Raw genomic sequence first — 17,347 nt, forward strand, 5'->3', positions numbered from 1 at the left:
CATGCCTTGAGGAATCCCTCAAGGCATGTTTACATTAACCAGATTAACGAAATAGGGGATTTGCTTCCCATTCCTCACGCAGAAGACCCATCCTGATTGAATCATAATATTCTCCATTATAATACCGGCATTTTCTTAGTCTTGCTTCTAAAGTCATGCCAAGTTTCTCCCCCACCTTAACCATCCGTTCATTACCCGACCAAGTCGTATAACCGACCCGAACAAGCGGCATGGCAGTGAATAAATGATTGATCCAAAGGCGGAGCACCCTTGTACCATAACCGCCGCCCCAGGATAAAGGGTTATATAGGACAATTCCCATTTCCAGCCATCCGGAAGGCTCGTGTTCCCAATAATAACTGACTGTCCCTACAATTTCCCCATTAACTTCAATTGCCCAAAGACGGTCACTATTGATGATATTCCCCTTATTAGCTTCATAGTCTTCAAAAGAAACCTTCTTGTGTTCAAAATAAGGAGCATCCCATTTCTTCCATTCGGGAGATTCTTCACTATAAATCATTTGCCATAATACCGGTATGTCTTCTTCAGCAATAGGCCGAATGATTAATTCATGATCTTTGCAGTGCATACTTTCCCACCTTTTTCATTGCTTCGCGTTATTTTGCCATAGCTGCAGAACCACTATTTTTATTCGGCATCAACAGCACCTTTTCCTTTAATATCCTTTTGAAACAAAAAATTTCTAGTTTGCGTTATATTTCATATGACAACATTGTAATATCCTGTAAAATCTTTTATATATAAATGAAAGGACCCGCTGTGTTTAGTGCGGTTCACCCTGTGGTAAATAAATAATAACTATCAAGGAGGGATAAAGTTATGTTTAAAAAGAATTTATTAGCTGCCGCCGTCTTGACCGGGTCTGTTCTGGGAACAAGCGGAGCCGTCATCCCCGCATTTAATGAAACGGCACACGCACAAACGGTAAAGCCTGCTTCCGCTGATCAGAAAAAGGCTGAAGATGTATTGATGAAGCTTTATAAATCAGCACATACAGGAAAAATGCCTGTTCTTGTCCACAATTTTAAAATCAATGTCACTACTAGAGCAGAGGTATATAAAAAAATCGGAAAGCCTGAAATTCCGGCAAGCAAAAAAAATCATTTTGATACATACCATGCTACCATGGGCCAGGGAGGATATGCATTTTCTTACCATGCAAACGGCAAGATAGCTGAGATCCGCTATTTTGGGACTAACGTGGAAAGACAGCAGAATCTTGGAGGCATCACAAATAAGACATTGGCTAAAAAGCTTGGCAGGGCCGACCGAATTCTTACCATCCCTAAAACAAAGGAAAAAGATTATATATACAAAACCGGCGGCTATGAAATCCATTTTGTAGTCGGCAAGGATCATACCGTATCACATGTTAATTTAAAAGCATCTAAATAAAAGTTTTAACAGCAGCAGTATCAACTGCTGCTGTATTTTTGCGGCTGCTATTGCAAAGCACAATCCAATATTTCCTGGTAGAGAATGTGCCAATCGTGATAATAAGAAGAAACATCATGAGGACTAACAAACACACGCTGAGCGGATTCATATTTACCCTCGAATGGGTGGAGATTTGTGATCGTCATTTTGTAAAAAACTTGATAACCAATTTTGGGATATGGGCTGTTTTCTTTCCATAAAGGATTTTCACTGTGGTCAACGATTATATGCCCTAACTGTTTACATTCTCCTTCTACATAAGCCTCTTCCATAGCTTCCCGTTTAAAGCAATCCTCCGGAGTTTCACCAGGTTCGATATGGCCGCCTGGAAAATCCCATCCTCTATGGTTTAAATCCGCCAATACTAATTCATCTTCATAGAAACAAAAGCCGTGTACACTTGTGATTAAATGATTTTGAGGAAGTAAGCTGTTTTCTTCCCAAGTTAATTTAACTCTGGATTCTCCCAAATTTGCATAGACAGTAGTCAAATTTCCCCCTCCAATCAGAAAAGCGATTCACATATATGAATCGCCCAGTATTACAGATTATTTTCCTTACTGATTGCTTTGATTAATTGATCCAGTTTATCATTTCTGTCACGATCCAGCCGTGTTTTTTCATTCATAAACTTCAATACTTTTATGATGAAGTAAATACTGAATACCAATATGGCCAGATACAATAAAATAGGAATGATTGCGAATAAACCGAAAATATTATCTCCTGCTGACATTGTTTCACCTCCCGCGCTGTATTTGGCTATTCTTCATCTTGCCTCTAGTAACCCTGAGCATATGAAGAGTAATTGCGGGTCTAGTTCCGTCCTCCGCAAATGAAGCCTCTGATTAAGTTTGAAATAAATTCCATTTAAAAGAATTATATTTATCTTATTACGAATCCGCCCCTTACACAAGACACTTTTACATACTAGGATATTCGTATTGTTTATTATAAAAATGGCAGATAGCAATTGAATAAAATCTTATATATGGTAGCTTAGTATAGTATTGGAATTTTCCAGGTGTTTATTTAGCATCTGCGTGATTAGGAGGAAATATTTTGCTGCACAAAAAGGCAAGCTGCATTTCAGCAATCTTGATGATTTTCATTATGTTTTTTGGCTTCACTCCGCCTGTAAGTATTTTGGCTGAAGCAATTCCGGATGCTTCAATTGAAAGTGATTCCATTCTTCTCGGAGAAGGTGCTGATGTATCAGGGTTATTTGAAAAACCTGCAGTGAAATGGTACAAAATATCACCGTCAAAAGATGACAGTGAAAAGTACTCTCATGGGAAGATTATAGTAAAAAGCGAAAAAATGCTGAATGTTTCGGTTTATCCAAGTCTCAAAAAAGCCGCACAGGACAGCACATTTGATTTGTATAGAGGTGCCGCCGGGAAGGACGCTCCTGCAGAGATTCACTTTCCGTATGCCTGGGACAATCCCTATTATGTAAAAGTGGAATATTTGGGAGCAGCAGAATCAGACGTGCCTGCACTTGATTCTTCGGAAAATGAAGGAGCCGGAACAGCGGAATTTTCCATTTCCTACAAACCTGAAAATCTAGCTCCATCCGAGCAGCCTGCACAACCCGAATGCCCAGTTGAGCTCAGCAGCTCACAGAAAAAGTCAGGGGGCAGCCTGCTTGCTGCCATTCGTTTGTTCCGTGACGGTACGCTTGCAAAAACGGCGGAAGGCAGAAAACTATCTTCTCTTTATTACAAAGCTTCCCCATTTTTGGCTGCAAAGCTAATCGTAAGCAAAGATAAAAGAAATGAAGTTTATGAAAATCTGATTATACTAAAGCCAATCATTGATGATCTTAATAAGAATGGTGCTGACAGCACTCACGTTATTTCTAAGAATGAACAAAAAGCTATACAAAATTTGTATGACAATACTTATGAGGCAGCTCCGGAATCATTGGAAAAACAAATGGATGAAGCCGCCCAAAAGGTTGACATTTCAGGTCTTGCTGGAGAACGTATTACAGATGTTATGAAAGACGGGGATATATCCCTTCCTGAAACGTCTATCAGCGGAAAATACATCATTAAGATAAAGGATGGAAAAGAGCTGGGCGATATCAAGAGTACAAGCGGGTATGCCGCTCAATCTGTTGTGTCTTCCATTAACAGCAGCGATCGGCTATTCGGCAACATGTATGAGCTAAATATAAAAGACACAGCTGCTCAAAATGGACTTCAGGCTAGTTCAGCTTCAGCCCTGACTGCATCACAGCTCGAAAAGCTGCCGGGAGTCGAATTTGTCGAGCCTGTCCAAAAATTCCGCGCCCTGTCTGCAGATGTACAATTTCCCTATCAATGGTCTCTCCAAAACAAGGGATTACATGAAGGAAAAGCCCATGCAGATATTCACTATGATGATCTGCAAAATCTGATTCACCACCGCACACTTAAAAACACAGTAATCGCCGTAGTGGATTCCGGTACAGATTCTTCTTTGGCTGATCTTAGAGAACATGTGAGAACAGATTTAGGGAAAAATATGATCGATCAAAGCACAAACACCATGGATGACAACGGACACGGCACCCATGTATCAGGAATTATCGCTGCTTCACAGGATAATGGCTTTTCCATGAGCGGGATTAATCCTAAAGCGCAAATTATGCCAGTCAAAGTCCTGGATGCCTCTGGACAGGGAGACACAGAAAACGTCGCTTATGGAATAATTTACGCTGTTGATCATGGAGCAAAAGCTATCAATCTAAGTTTAGGCGGTAAATACAGCAGAGTTCTTGAATATGCGCTTAAATATGCCTACTCTAAGAATGTCCCCGTTATCGTTGCCAGCGGAAACGACGGGCTTCCGCAATTATCTTATCCTGCATCGTCCAGATATGTCATTTCGGTAGGTGCTACCAATAGGCTCGACCTTGTATCGGATTATTCAAATTACGGAGACGGACTGGATTTGGTTGCACCGGGCTCCGGCATACCAAGTCTGCTTCATGATGGAAATGTTACGTATATGGACGGGACTTCTATGGCCGCTCCACATGTAACAGCAACTGTCGGCTTGCTATTAGCGGAAAATCCGTCTCTAAAAATAAGCGAAATCGAAAAAATACTGCATGAAACATCGGATCATGTTGCATTTATTGAAAAAGATAACCAGGACTCGATGGATTATTCAGAAGACGGCGAAGAACCTCCGGCTAAGCCTAATCCAGCCGGCTGGGATGTTGTTTCAGGCTACGGAAGACTAAATGCATTCAGTGCGCTCAGTGATCTCGATCTGCATGCAAAAATCAAAATCATAAAAGATAATGAAAACCATCTTACAGGAACGGCCGCCAAGTATTCCCTGATTGAAGTGAGAAATGGCATGAAATTGCTTGGAAAATCAGCGGCATCCGCTAACGGAAGCTTCACTGTAAATATACCAGTCCAAAAAGCAAATCAGCAGCTTTCTGTCACGATCTCTTCTAAGGATCACGCTGCGAAAACAACCCTTAAAGTTTACGTGCAAAAAGGAGCTGCTCCCTCTGTCCCAACAGTTGCATCTGTCACTGACAAAAGCAGCTATATCACTGGAAAAGCGCAGCCTGGACTGGCTGTCAAGGCTATCAATACATCCAAAAGACTTATTGGCGAGGCCGTCAGCGACAGCAAAGGGTCCTACAAGATTAAGATAGCAAGGCAAAAAGCATACTCTGCTTTGTATGTACACACTACTGATCTGGCAAAAAGAAACAGTAAATCCGTCAAAGTCATCGTAAAGGATAAAACGGCCCCGTCTGCACCAAAGGCAAGCTTCCATGACAATAAGATCACCGGAAGGGCTGAACCTTTATCTTCTGTAAAAGCAGTCAATAAAGGAAAAACTTCTGGAACAGCCAGGGCTGGGAAAAAGGGGCAATTCACCATATACATGAGCAAGAAAGCAACAGGCCCCATATACCTCTATGCAAGAGATAAAGCAGGAAACGTAAGCAAACCAACAAAAATCATAGTGAAGAAATAAATTTCAGCATAAGAAAAAGCAGCTCATCGAGATGAGGCTGCTTTTTTCTTTCTATCTAAAAGTAACGGTTTCCTTCATTGTCCTGATCATTTCGGGCTGGATAGACCGTATTCCGTTTCTTGATTTCCATTGACAAGGAATTCCTGCAGTGCTTCTTTATTTTTGGCTAAATCAGGCTCTAAAACCTGTCCAGCATTAGGATATCTGGTTTCTTTAAAGCCATCTTTAACCGGAATGACCATCGTTTGAATATTACTTTTATTGATAATAATATCCTTTGCAATGCCAATTGCCGTCAAAGTCTTCATATTTGTATCAATGTAAGGCTGGATGGTTCCGACCATTTTAGGAAGCTTGACCACTCCGCTTACGCTCAAAAATTTTTCCTTAAGAGCTCCAATTACCTTCTGCTGGCGTTCTACACGCCCAAAGTCCCCTCTTGCATCGTGGCGGAATCTTGCATATCCAAGCAATTCTTTCCCATGAAGTTTTTGGACTCCCTGTTTCAGATTAACACCGATGTTCTTGGACATAGCTTTCTCCACATCAATCTGAATGCCTTCAGGTGATAGTGCATCTACAATTTTTTCAAAGCCTTTAAAATCAACCAATGCATAATAATTTACATCAATGCCAAAGTTTTGTTCAATTGTTTTACGAAGCAGTTCAGGTCCGCCAAATGAAAATGCTGCATTGATTTTATTCTTGCCGTGCCCCGGAATGTCAACGTAATTATCTCTCATAATCGAAACAAGTTTAAGCTGTTCGGTATCTGTATCATATTGCCCGACCATGATGCTGTCCGTACGTGATACTTCACCCTTTTTGCGGGCATCAATACCCAGCAGAAGCACATTTTGTATACCCTCAATTTTATCGGCAGCCTGAAAATCATCATAGTGTTTTTCCAGCTGAGCTGCAGGCTTGGCCTGTTTTAAGCCCTCATAATATTGAAAACCCGCATATCCTCCTGCTGCTAAAAAAATAAGGAAAACAAAAGTTAATATGCCCTTTAAAACAGATTTCTTTTTCTTTTTTTGCTGCTTTCTGCCTGTACGTGTTTCCACAGCATGCACCACCCATATGTTATAAAAACGTTCATTTTATTAATGACTTTTGAGAAAAAATCCTGCTATCCTTCAATATACCATAATTTAACACGTTTACGTCAATATTTTATTGAAGGAAACTTTTTAGCTATTTTTTAATCCCTTTTCACTTGCTTATAAGTCCGCTGCCCAGCAATGAAGAGAGCTTCTTGATAAGAAGGCCTATTTTAATCAGAGGTAAAAATCCAATCTCAGCAAGTGAAGGTTTGAGAGGAGTACTCAGAGAATACCATGGCTAAAAATTCTCCAAATTAAAAGACGATGCCGAAAGCGGCATCGCCTCATCCTGGTCTGTCTGTATAGTCAGCCCGCCTTTTTCACTGGCTGCTGAAGCCGTTTTTTCCTAAGGCTTCCGCTCCTTTTTCCTACATGGATATAGGTTACGGCCAGGGCAAGCACAAGAACCGTGCCTTTCACAATTTCAAATGCGTAATAAGGAAGATTCAGCATGGTTAAACCATTTAACAAAACACCTATCAAAGCAGCTCCGAAAAATGTGCCGAGCGCATTCGGCTTGCCTGCACCAAGAACGGAAAAACCGACGAATACAGCTGCAACAGCTTCCATAAGCATGGATGAACCTGCATCGATCTGCCCTGATCCAACACGGGCGGCAAAAAGAATCCCTGCCAATGAAGCAAATATTCCAGAAACAATGTAAGACAGCAGCTTCACTTTATTGACATTTATGCCAGACAGGCGTGCAGCTTCAGCATTTCCGCCTGTCATATACAAAATTCTGCCCCATCTGGTATGGGTCAGAATAATGAACACAGCAGCCACAAACACCAGCATGATAATAACAGGAACAGGCACTCCACCCAGTTCCCCCTGTCCTACCCACAGAAAGCTTTTATAAAATTCGCCTGGGGCTTTTCCTCCTGTTGTCATTTCCATATGGCTATAAATAGAGTACCCCTCTGTATATGTCCGGTGAAAGCCTGAAACAATATACATGACTCCAAGTGTTGCAAGAAGATCCGGAATCCTGATTTTCACTATCAGCAAGGCATTAAATAACCCTACGAGCACACCTGTAATGATTGGAAGGATGATAACGAGCCAAAGGGGAAGCTGAAACCATACCATGAGCGACGATGTCAAAACTGTAGACAAGCTCATCGTCGAACCGACAGATAAATCAAAGCCATCCACAATCAGCGTAAATGTGACTCCTAAAGCAAGCAGTGTAACGATGGATATGGACCTCAGAATGTCCGATATATTTCCATAAGAAAGAAATGCGCCATTCACCAAGCTAAAATAAATTAATATCAGCACCATTAAAAGGATGGCTCCATATTTAAATAAAAACCCGATGAATTTCCCGTTCATTTCCATCTTCCTTTCCTCCGCTTGCATACAGCAGGATTTCCTCCTGTGTCGCCTCAGCCGCTGTCAGTTCCTTCACAATTGCTCCATCATACATAACCAGAAGCCGATCGGATACCGCAAGAATTTCAGTAATATCACATGAAAAGTAAAGAACTCCCTTTCCGCTGCCGGCCAGGCGGTGTATGAGCTGAAAAATATCCTTCTTTGCTCCTATATCCACACCCTTGGCTGGCTCATCAAACAGATAAATTTCTGCTTGTCCGGACATCCACTTTCCGATAGCTACCTTTTGCTGATTTCCGCCGCTTAAGTTCATTACGGGAGTTTGGCTGCTATGCGTTTTTATTCCAAGTGTATCAATCATTTCTTCTGTATATTTTTGTTCCGCCTTTTTCTTTAAAAATGAATAGCTGGAGAATCTCCTCAGATGAGGAAAAGTGATATTGGCCTGGACAGATTCCCCGATAAACAGCCCCTCTTTCCGCCTTTCTTCCGGTACAAGGGCAAAGCCAGCCTTAATTGCCTGAGAGGGATGCTTAAATCTAAAATGTTCCCCGTGTACAACGACCTCCCCGCTCTTCCAGGGACTCAGGCCAAACAGAGCTTTGGCCAGTTCTGTCTTCCCTGCTCCGACAAGACCCACTACACCGACAACTTCTCCTTTTGAAACAGAGAAAGAAATATCTCTAAGCATCTCATCATCGTCCAAATGCCTGACCTCAAGCAGCACATCTCCTATTTTGCTCCCGGGTCTTAATAGCTCCATGCTCAGCTGGCTGCCAAGCATCTTGTCTACCACTTGCTGCTGGGTGATTTCCGGGGAAAGGAACGTTCCTACTGCTTCTCCATCCCTCATTACCGTAATGCGGTCACAAATTTCAAAAACCTCCGGGAGCCTGTGAGAGATAAAAATGCTTGCTACCCCCCTCTTTTTCAGCTTCTGGATAATTTCAAATAAATGCCGTGTTTCTTCAAGCGAAAGAGGGGCTGTCGGCTCATCAAAAATAATGATTTTTGCCTCCCTGACAAGGGCACGTGCTATCAGGACCATTTGTTTTTCTGCCAGGGTGAGAGCAGACGCCGGCTTATCAGGTGAAATCCCCCCTGCATGAAGCTGAATCAAAGCGTCATGTGCCTGTTTGAGCATCTTTTTCCTTGATACAAACCATTTTCTTTCCGCGGCAAATGAATCCAGCAAAATATTTTCAGCAACTGACAATTGCGGAACAATGGCTGTATCCACCTCCTGGTACACGCAATGAATTCCACAGTCTTTGGCTTCCTTAGGAGAGCGGAAGCTGACGGTTCTGCCGTCCAATACAATTTCACCGTTGTCCTCAGTGAACACCCCTGAAAGAATTTTAATCAGTGTGCTTTTACCGGCACCATTTGCTCCGAGCAGCGCATGCACTTCTCCTGCTCTCAGCTCTAATTTTGCCTTATTCAAGGCCTTCACTTGGCCGAATGATTTCGAAATGCTTTTCATCTCCAGCAATTTAGCACTCAATTTATGCTCCCCCTTCCATAAGCCTGGGGCTGGGCTTTACAATTCATTACTTCCCATTTTCCAGGTCTTTGAGTTTTTCTGTGTATCCCTGCTCGCTGTGTCCCCAGCCTTTCACATATTTATTGAGCTCTGCTGTCGTAATTTGTTCTGCCGGCAATTCTTCCTTGGTGACGAACACCGGATTTAACTTTACTTTATCAGGCGCGGATCCGGAGCTGAGTTTTTGATAAGCATAACGAACCTGAATTCTTCCGATATCCTTTGGATCAACTGCAGCTGAAGCCACCCATGGGCTGTTTTTATCCTGGATCATTTGAAGATCCTCATCGCTCATGTCGATTCCATAAACTTTGATATCCGTTCTGCCCGCCTGTTTAATGGCCCGCACCGCCCCTTTGGCAAATTCATCCCAAGAAGCCCATACTGCTGTGATTTGGCCTTTTTTAGGATACTGTTTTAAAATAGCTTCCATTTGCGATTGGGTGTCAAGAGCCGTATTTTGAGTAGCTGCCCCAAAAGCAGAAACCTCTTTGATTCCTGTATTTTTGGCTAAAAAGTCTTTATAGGCAATTTGCCTTCTTTCCATCGGTGCAAATCCCGCAACCCAAATTTTCACGATATTGGCTTTGCCTCCCGAATCCTTTGCCAGTTTTTCAAGCGTAGCCTCTGCCATCTGCTGATCCCCTTGCTCAAGAACTGTTACACCCGGTACACTGACTTCAGCATCGAATGCGATAACGGGAATTTTTTTATCAATGGCCTTTTTCACGCCGGCTGTTAGTGCTTCTTTTGTGCCATGGTCAATTAAAATGGCATCAAAGCCCTGATTAATCGCTGCATCAACATTAGAGGACATTTTTGCAAGGTCTCCATCAGAGGTGAATACTGTAACCTTCCCCCCAAATTTTGCAGCCTGTTCCTTCACACCATCGATATATTGTGCAGAGAATGTACCAAGATTCTGCTGCATAATAAGTGCCACTTTCTTATTTGCAAGCGGATTTTTATCACTTGCTTTTGAATCAGCAGCTGTTTGCTTCCCTACATGCGGCTGGCAGCCTGCCAGCAGCATTAAAATAAAAATTAAGGCCATTGATGATTTCCATATATTTTTCTTCATTGATTTCTCTCCCTCGTTATATTTGAGTTTTTCTGACTCCTGGAATTTCTCTTTTAGCCGAATACCCTCCTGTTTTCCATTTTTAAAGGCTCTTTTTTTAGATTGTTGTTTCTTAATGAGTTCTGTGAGACGAAAGCATAACTGCTTCCGGAAACTGCGCACCTGAAAACGGAAGTCTGGCAGCAAGATTAAACAAAGCAAAAAAATAAAAGCCCCTTTCTGTAAAAGAAAGAGGCTTGAAGAATACAAAAATAGATCTTCTAACCTCTTATCTCTCAGAAAGAATAATCTTTCTGCTGGAATTAGCACCGTGCCCTCTGGTATAAATACCGGCGCATTTTATCACGCGCCCCGTCTCACAACGGAATTACAGTCGGTTGCTGGGCATCATCGGGCCAAATCCCTCCGCCTACTCTGGATAAGAGTTTTAAAGCAAAACATTATTCAATTTTTTTCCTGTGGTGAATATACCATCATCTGATTCTTATTGCAACAGTTTTTAGAAAAATCTTTATTGTCGATAAATTAAAATCAAACTTCTATATATCATTCATATAAAGCAATTAATTCATCAACAAGGGAGCCAACATAGGATACTGCCTGTTTGATGCACTCCGGCTTCGACATATCTACTCCAGCATGCTTCAGAAGTTCCAGCGGTTTTTTTGTTCCGCCTGCGCGCAGGACTTCCAGCCACCTGTCAACAGCCGGCTGGCCCTCTTCCTGGATCATTTGGGCAGCTGCTGTGGATGCGGTCAATCCTGCAGAGTAGGTATACGGATATAAACCCATATAATAATGCGGCTGGCGCATCCAGGTTAAGCTTGCATCTTCATCTATTTCTACAGCATCTCCCCAAAAGCCGGCAAGAACGTTTCCTTTTATTTCAGACAAGGTTTTTGCAGTTAGGGGATGGCCATTTTCAGCATGCATGTATACTCTTCGCTGATATTCCCCCTCGAGCAAATGTGTCACAAAATTATGGTAATAGGTTCCAAGCAGCTGCAGGATGATCCAGCGCCTCATCTGCTTATCTTCCGTATTAGCAAGGAGATGCTTCGCCAAAAGAAGCTCATTTAGTGTGGACGGGGCTTCAACGAAATAGGTTGATGGCCTTGTATTGAATAGCCGCTGATTTTTGTTAGCCAGGTAAAAATGTCCGGCATGTCCCAGCTCATGTGCTAATACAAATGCGCCGCGCATAGTATCCTGCCAGGTAATTAAAATATATGGATGAACTCCATACGGGCTTGAACAGAAAGCCCCCGTTCCTTTTCCGACATTGTCTGTACGGTCAACCCATCTTTCTGTCAGCCCCTTTTTCATGATTTCACTATACTCGGGTCCCATTACCTTTAGTGCTTCAAGAATGACTTCGCACGCATCTTCATACGTTGTTGCTGGATTAAATTCAGGATCAAGCGGCGCTTTCAAATCACAGAAAAGCATCTTATCAAGCCCCATCACCTTTTTTTTCAGCTGGGCGTAGCGGCGCATATGAGGAGCAAGCTCACCCTGGATGATATCGAGCTGATTATTATACATGCCAGCTGTTACCTGCTGGGGCTCAAGCAGCATTTCCGTGACAGATTCATAGCTGCGCAGCCGTGAAAGTGCGACCTGCTTCGAAACCTCTGCCGAATATGCTTGGGCAAAGGTATTTTTATATTGTTTTAATGTATTCACGAATGATCCGTATGCTTTCCTGCGAAGAGCCGTATCCGGTGAGAATTCATAACGGTCTTCAAATAAAGAAAAAGAAACCGGATATTCATTTCCCTCTTCATCATGTATCGGCTGAAACTGCATATCGGCCAATTTGCCCATTTCATATACTTTATAAGGTGAGCTGTGCACATCTCCTAATGCAGCAAGAGCCTTTTCTGTTTCTGGTGAAAGCTTATGTTTTTTCGTCTCCAGCAATTCTAATAAATTCTTCTCAAATACCTTAAGGTTTGGTTCTGATGCTACGTATTCTCTTAAGTCTGACTCTGGCAATTCAAGAATTTCAGAATCAATAAATGAAAGGGCAGCATTCACCTTAGTCATCAGCGCAGAAAATTGTGCATAATCTGCCTGATTGACAGAGTCTGTTCCATCTGCCGATCTTCTCAATGATGCATATGTCCCTGCCCTGGTCAATTTCATATGAAGCTGCTCCCGAAGCTCCAAGCATTGCACAAGCTTATCCCTGTTACTTAGCTGCCCCTGATATTCACATAGCGCAGGAATTTCCTGATTAATATTCTCTAATTGTGCTTTCCAGTCTTCTCTGGAAGAAAATAAATCCTCAAGATTCCAGGTCTGCTCCACAGGTACTTCAGAACGGAAAAGCCGCTTTTCCATTGTTTTTTCCATCATTGTCTCCTCCAATAAAAACTTAGTGACTTCTCAACTAAATGTTATCAGAAAATTTAATCAAATCATAATATTTGTTTTGTAATTGTACAATCAATCTTTCTGTTTTCAGTTTCTTCCACATGGGGGACAAAATAGGCGTTGCACTCTAATCAAACATGAAACTTGCTTACTAATTGCTATTTATTGGTTCTGAAGTATTAGGAGAATACCAGGGGTGATTCACAATAGCTATGAGAGGCAGCCCTCTGATATAACTGAAGTGCATCCTATTCAGCGGAAGAAAATGGAGAGAAAATAAAAAAATGCAGCCGGCTTTTGAAGGGAGGCCGGCTGCATCTCAATGAATAAAAAGAAAACAATCACCGCAATATGATTGCTTCCTACCCCATTATAGGAAATTTGTCGAATTTTGTCGATAGTAAATATTCCTCAAATTTCACTAGGTCCCATTTCCCGTACCCGACATTCTATTTTGTGCTGATTTTCTTAATTCAGATACTCCAGACACATGTACGTTCCAGCTTGTCGCATTTCACAATTTAAGGTATTTTGTCGGATAAGGAAGAATTATCTTGTTTATAGAATAAAAGACCTGGGTAAAAAAACCGAAAATAGAGGTTAACATGCAAACTTGCCCATTATCCAACGAAAAGCCGTTTGCATCAAGATATAAGAATACTCCGAAGAAGGTGGAACAGGTATGATGAGCAAAAGTCCAGCCCAAGAGCAAGACAATCTGAAGGTGAATCACCACAAATTAAAGCTAAAAGAAAAAATTGCATATGGAATTGGAGATGTCGGCAACAACTTTTTGCTGGATATGGGCCAGATTTATTTGCTGAAATTTTACACCGATACACTAGGACTGCCCTCTGCTGTAGCTGCCTTTGTATTCCTGATTTCAAAAATTTGGGACGCTTTAGCTGATATTACTGTAGGAACATGGATAGATAACCGGCGAAATATCGGACCTAAAGGCAAGTTCCGGCCATTTATCTTATATACTGCTGTTCCCCTGGCCCTGATCGCCGTCGTCAACTTCATAAATCCGGATTTTACGATAACCGGGAAAACCATTTGGGCATATGCATCTTATATGGCTTTTGGAACCATTTATAGTATTTCCAATATTCCTTTTGGTTCTATGATTCCTGCCATGACAAAGGATCCTGGAGAACGCGCAGAATTGGCTTCGTTTAGGCAAGCCGGCTCCAATCTGGGACTGCTGATTTCAACGGTAGGCTTTATGCCTCTAGTGCTGAGCATTCATAATGAATCTATTGGCTACCCAATAGCAGTTGCAGTTTTTGCCATCGCCGGTGTTTTGCTGCAGATGTATTGCTATGCCAACATTAAAGAGAGATTTGTAGAACACAAACCAAAAGAAACAAAAGTGCCATTAAGAGAAAGCTATAAAGGTCTCTTTAAAAATGCCCCGCTTTTGATTTTGTGCCTGGTCAATTTGTTTACCTTCTCTGCATTTAATGTAAAGCTTGCAGTACAAGTTTATTATTGCCAATATGTCCTTAATAAAATTTCCATCGTACCATATATGGGATTTTTCAGTATTGGGTGCGTGTTCATTGGTGTAGCATTCGTTCCTTTTCTTGTCAGGAAGATCGGCAAAAAGTATACATACATGCTTGGTGCCGCCATTTGGGCGGCTGGCGATGCTCTTGCATACATGCTGGCAAAGGATGCTCTTCTTTTTATCATATTTGCCTGCCTGGCTTTCTTTGGAAGCTCTTTTATAAACAGCCTGAACTGGGCTCTTGTATCTGATGCTGTTGAATATGGAGAATGGAGGACCGGAAGAAGATCAGAAGGTGTCGTATACTCATTCTTTACCTTCTTCCGCAAGCTGTCACAGGCCATCGCAGGGTTCATCCCGGGCATGGTTTTAGGAATGGTCGGCTATGTGCCGAATGCCGTTCAAAGTGCAGGCGTCATTGCCGGAATTAAAGGATTGATGTTTATCTATCCGGGTGTTCTGGCCCTGGCTACCTTTATTGTCATGGGTATTTTTTATAAGCTCTCCGATAATAAATATAATGAAATTGTAGCAGAACTGGACACCCGAAAAAAAACAATGAATGGGAACTTCTCTAAACCAGCCGTAACACTCGGAAAACATGAAATTACTCCTCTCTCATAAGCCGGGCGGTTCGTCCACTTCTCTAACCAAAAATTAGCCTGCTCCCTATATGGGAGCAGGCCATTTTTCATTCGTTCAGCATATGCCCAAATTAATGGCCGCTTATCTTATCCACGTGCTGGATATGTTTACGCCCCAATGCTACTACAATCATCGCAAGAAAGACAAATCCTGCTCCTGTTATAAACGGAACATGCGGGTTATAGGTTTCAGCAAGCTTATTTGCCAGCCAAGGACCAATGGCTCCGCCAATGAAGCGGACAAAGCTATATGCTGCCGATGCAGTCGCTCTCTCTACAGGTGCTACCTGCATGACCGCTGTTGTGATAAGCGTATTGTTTGTGCCCAGGAAAAGACCTGCCACAATAACACATATAATGACGATTGATGAAGAATTCGTCCAAATGCCCATAGATAAAAGTGTTAACGCAAATAATATCAGCATCATACACATGGACTTGATGGTACCGAATTTCGCCTGAAGTTTTGGTGCTGCAAAAACAGAAGTGATGGCAAGGCATAATCCCCATCCAAGGAATACATAACCTAAGCCATGTTCATCTAAATGCATGACAAATGGAGCGAATGCCATCAAGGTGAAAAATCCGATATTATAAAGAAAAGCGGTTAAACCAAGTCTTAATAGTCCAGGATATTTTAAAGCTTTAATAGGATCCAGGATGGAGCTTTTAACCTTTGGCTTCTCAACCTGAGGCATTTTCAGCAGCAATGCCAAAAAGGCAACCACCATCAAAACGCTGACTCCATAGAAAGGACCCCTCCATGATATGGAGCCAAGTTCCCCTCCTAATAACGGTCCTACCGATATGCCAAGGCCTATGGCAGCTTCGTACAGAATGATTGCCTTAGCGGTTCCTCCCAGTGCAAGACCTACTATCGCTGATAGTGCGGTAGCAATAAATAGTGAATTTCCCAGGCCCCAGCCTCCACGGAACCCTACAATCTGCCAAATACCATGAGATGACCCCGCTAAAGCAGAAAAGCAAATGGTAAACAAAATGCCTGTAAGCAAGGTCCATTTGATTCCGATTCTGCTTGAGACAACGCCGGTAATCAGCATGGCTACCCCGGTAATCAAGTTATAGCTGGAGAACAATAATGACACCTGACTTGGTGATGCATGAAGCTTCTCAGCAATCGCCGGCAAAATAGGATCGACCAGGCCAAGTCCCATAAAGGAAATAATCGTAGCTGCAAAAATCACCCAAACAACAAGCGGCTGTTTAACCTGCTGATTTTGGGCAGTGAGTAATTCTTCCCGTTTGCTCATATGTTTATCTGACTCCTTTATTCAGTTTTTTAAAAGTGCACAAACAAAAAATGTAAAATCCAATAATAATCCAATTATATTCCTCTTTAACCTTAACGTCAACGTTACATTTAAGGGATTATCTATTTATGGTATGATGAAAGAAAGATGAATAATTAACATCCTTCACAGAGGATATATATAGGAGCGTACACTTATGGATGGAATGAAGATTGACGATGTGGCAAAAAGAAGCGGCCTGACCAAGCGGACAATCCGGTACTACGAGCAAATAGGGCTTCTTCCCTCCCCTCCAAGAACAGAAGGCGGTACACGGTTATATACTCAGGATCATATTGACTTCCTGGAAAAAATCACGAACGCAAAAGAAGTTATGGGCTTTTCCCTGCAGGAACTGCAGCAATTCATCTCACTAAGCGATACACTTGAGCTTCAAAAATTAAATTACCGGCAAGTGAAGGGCACTGCTGAACAAACAGAAAAATTGAGAATGGTACTGCAGACCGTTGAAGAAAAACTGGAGCTGATTGAACAAAAGAAAAAAAACATGCTGGCAGTCGAGGAAGAGCTGATCACATTAAGAGACCGGGCAAAAGAAGCACTGATTCTATTTGGTGAACAGAAGAATACTGAAGGCCGCGGATAAGTCACCCGTCACCTGAAACTTTCAGGTTCAGCTTTCCCCGGGGTTTCTTCGGGATGATTTATTATTCCATATACATCGGAAACATAGTAAAGGGGGTCGCTCTTCTTTTTTAGTTCTCAGATCAATATACTAACTAATCCAAGCTGCCGATTAGTGAAGTCCCTTTCCTCATTAAGCGAATGGGACTATCTTAGGATTTTTTCGAATATAAGGCTGAAAAGGTTGAATTCCCCCAATAATACCCATACGATAAAACATGAATCTGGTTTTTCCATAATGGCTGATATGCCGTGAGGATAAAATCTCTTCAAGATTGCACGATCAAAATGTAACGTTAACGTAAATGTTATATTTTACTTATCACACTCA

The 17,347-nt window shown here is 42.0% G+C and carries 13 protein-coding genes and 1 riboswitch; of the genes, 4 read left to right on the plus strand and 9 right to left on the minus strand.

The window, feature by feature from the left end; translation table 11 throughout:
- Positions 1-43 precede the first annotated feature (43 nt).
- The gene (locus BIV59_RS05750; RefSeq protein WP_071350506.1) at positions 44-592 is read right to left on the minus strand and encodes a GNAT family N-acetyltransferase; all 549 of its coding nucleotides are present in this window, start codon (positions 590-592) and stop codon (positions 44-46) included.
- Positions 593-843: 251 nt separating this feature from the next.
- Between BIV59_RS05750 and BIV59_RS05755 the strand changes: the two genes are divergently transcribed.
- Positions 844-1,419: a YjgB family protein gene (locus BIV59_RS05755; RefSeq protein WP_071350507.1), complete on the plus strand. Its 576-nt coding sequence runs from the start codon at positions 844-846 to the stop codon at positions 1,417-1,419.
- Between the two features lie 47 nt (positions 1,420-1,466).
- Here BIV59_RS05755 and BIV59_RS05760 read toward each other — a convergent pair whose 3' ends face one another.
- Positions 1,467-1,952 (minus strand): NUDIX hydrolase, encoded by a 486-nt coding sequence (locus BIV59_RS05760; protein ID WP_071350508.1) that lies wholly within the window; start codon positions 1,950-1,952, stop codon positions 1,467-1,469.
- 50 nt (positions 1,953-2,002) lie between these two features.
- On the minus strand, positions 2,003-2,197 hold the full coding sequence (locus BIV59_RS05765; RefSeq protein WP_071350509.1) for a hypothetical protein: 195 nt from the start codon (positions 2,195-2,197) through the stop codon (positions 2,003-2,005).
- A 326-nt stretch (positions 2,198-2,523) separates the two neighbouring features.
- On the opposite strand from BIV59_RS05765, the gene BIV59_RS05770 reads away from it, so the two are divergent.
- Positions 2,524-5,454: a S8 family peptidase gene (locus tag BIV59_RS05770; RefSeq protein WP_071350510.1), complete on the plus strand. Its 2,931-nt coding sequence runs from the start codon at positions 2,524-2,526 to the stop codon at positions 5,452-5,454.
- A gap of 86 nt (positions 5,455-5,540) precedes the next feature.
- On the opposite strand, the gene BIV59_RS05775 is transcribed toward BIV59_RS05770, so the two are convergent.
- The 5 genes from BIV59_RS05775 to pepF all read right to left on the minus strand — a co-directional run bounded on the left by BIV59_RS05775 (position 5,541) and on the right by pepF (position 12,883).
- Entirely contained in the window at positions 5,541-6,521 is a 981-nt protein-coding gene (locus BIV59_RS05775) for an LCP family protein (RefSeq protein ID WP_071350511.1), read from the minus strand.
- A gap of 345 nt (positions 6,522-6,866) precedes the next feature.
- Complete coding sequence (locus BIV59_RS05780) at positions 6,867-7,898, minus strand: ABC transporter permease (RefSeq protein WP_139194316.1); 1,032 nt, start codon at positions 7,896-7,898, stop codon at positions 6,867-6,869.
- Positions 7,867-9,405, minus strand: a complete 1,539-nt coding sequence (locus BIV59_RS05785) for a sugar ABC transporter ATP-binding protein (RefSeq protein WP_071350513.1) — start codon at positions 9,403-9,405, stop codon at positions 7,867-7,869. The genes BIV59_RS05780 and BIV59_RS05785 overlap by 32 nt, the downstream gene beginning before the upstream one ends.
- Before the next feature lie 46 nt (positions 9,406-9,451).
- Entirely contained in the window at positions 9,452-10,525 is a 1,074-nt protein-coding gene (locus BIV59_RS05790) for a sugar ABC transporter substrate-binding protein (protein ID WP_071350537.1), read from the minus strand.
- A 265-nt stretch (positions 10,526-10,790) separates the two neighbouring features.
- A riboswitch (SAM riboswitch) is annotated at positions 10,791-10,950 on the minus strand.
- A 121-nt stretch (positions 10,951-11,071) separates the two neighbouring features.
- On the minus strand, positions 11,072-12,883 hold the full coding sequence (gene pepF / locus BIV59_RS05795) for an oligoendopeptidase F (RefSeq protein WP_071350514.1): 1,812 nt from the start codon (positions 12,881-12,883) through the stop codon (positions 11,072-11,074).
- 703 nt (positions 12,884-13,586) lie between these two features.
- Here pepF and BIV59_RS05800 point away from each other — a divergent pair.
- Positions 13,587-15,041, plus strand: coding sequence for an MFS transporter (locus BIV59_RS05800; protein ID WP_083392061.1), 1,455 nt, complete (start codon positions 13,587-13,589; stop codon positions 15,039-15,041).
- 91 nt (positions 15,042-15,132) lie between these two features.
- Here the strand turns inward: BIV59_RS05800 and BIV59_RS05805 are convergent, their stop codons facing one another.
- Positions 15,133-16,332, minus strand: a complete 1,200-nt coding sequence (locus tag BIV59_RS05805) for an MFS transporter (protein WP_071350515.1) — start codon at positions 16,330-16,332, stop codon at positions 15,133-15,135.
- Between the two features lie 196 nt (positions 16,333-16,528).
- On the opposite strand from BIV59_RS05805, the gene BIV59_RS05810 reads away from it, so the two are divergent.
- Positions 16,529-16,978: a MerR family transcriptional regulator gene (locus BIV59_RS05810; protein ID WP_071350516.1), complete on the plus strand. Its 450-nt coding sequence runs from the start codon at positions 16,529-16,531 to the stop codon at positions 16,976-16,978.
- The last annotated feature ends 369 nt before the right edge of the window (positions 16,979-17,347 follow it).

It is taken from the genome of Bacillus sp. MUM 13 (assembly GCF_001866725.1).
In the GTDB taxonomy this organism is placed as follows: domain Bacteria; phylum Bacillota; class Bacilli; order Bacillales; family DSM-1321; genus Peribacillus.